At 66.8% G+C, this 828-nt stretch carries 1 protein-coding gene; it reads left to right on the plus strand.

From position 1 onward, the window contains the following. Position 1: 1 nt before the first annotated feature. Positions 2-828, plus strand: an 827-nt coding sequence (gene kdgD / locus F3J10_RS35890; protein WP_167244071.1) for a 5-dehydro-4-deoxyglucarate dehydratase, incomplete at its 3' end; no start/stop codon positions are given.

The raw sequence follows: 828 nt of genomic DNA on the forward strand, positions 1-828 counted from the left end.
CATGACCACGCCTCAGGAACTCAAGCAGATCATCTCGGAAGGCCTGCTGTCCTTCCCCGTCACCGACTTCGACGCCGAGGGCAACTTCCGCCCGAGCACCTATGTCGAGCGCCTCGAATGGCTCGCCCCCTACGGCGCCTCGGCGCTGTTCGTGGCCGGCGGCACGGGCGAGTTCTTCTCGCTGACCCGCGACGACTACTCGAACGTGGTGCGCACCGCCGCCGAAACCTGCAAGGGCAAGGTGCCGATCCTGGCCGGCGCAGGCGGCCCCACCCGCGTGGCCATCGAATACGCCAGGGAAGCCCAGCGCCTGGGCGCCAACGGCGTGCTGCTGATGCCGCATTACCTGACCGAAGCCTCGCAGGAAGGCATCGCCGATCACGCCGAGCAGGTCTGCAAGGCCGTGCCGGACATCGGCGTGATCATCTACAACCGCGCCAATTCCAAGCTCAACGCCGACATGCTCGAGCGCCTGGCCGAGCGTTGCCCGAACCTGATCGGCTTCAAGGACGGCGTGGGCGAGATCGAGTCGATGGTGACCATCCGCCGTCGCCTGGGCGATCGCTTCGCCTACCTGGGCGGCCTGCCGACCGCGGAAGTCTATGCCGCGGCCTACAAGGCGCTGGGCGTGCCGGTCTATTCGTCGGCGGTGTTCAACTTCATCCCGAAGACGGCGATGGACTTCTACCGCGCGATCGCCGCCGACGATCACGCCACCGTCGGCAAGCTGATCGACGAGTTCTTCCTGCCCTACCTGAAGATCCGCAACCGCCGCGCGGGTTACGCGGTCAGCATCGTGAAGGCCGGCGCCAAGCTGGTCGGCCACGA

Source organism: Burkholderia sp. Cy-637, from assembly GCF_011753175.1.
GTDB lineage: Bacteria > Pseudomonadota > Gammaproteobacteria > Burkholderiales > Burkholderiaceae > Burkholderia > Burkholderia gladioli.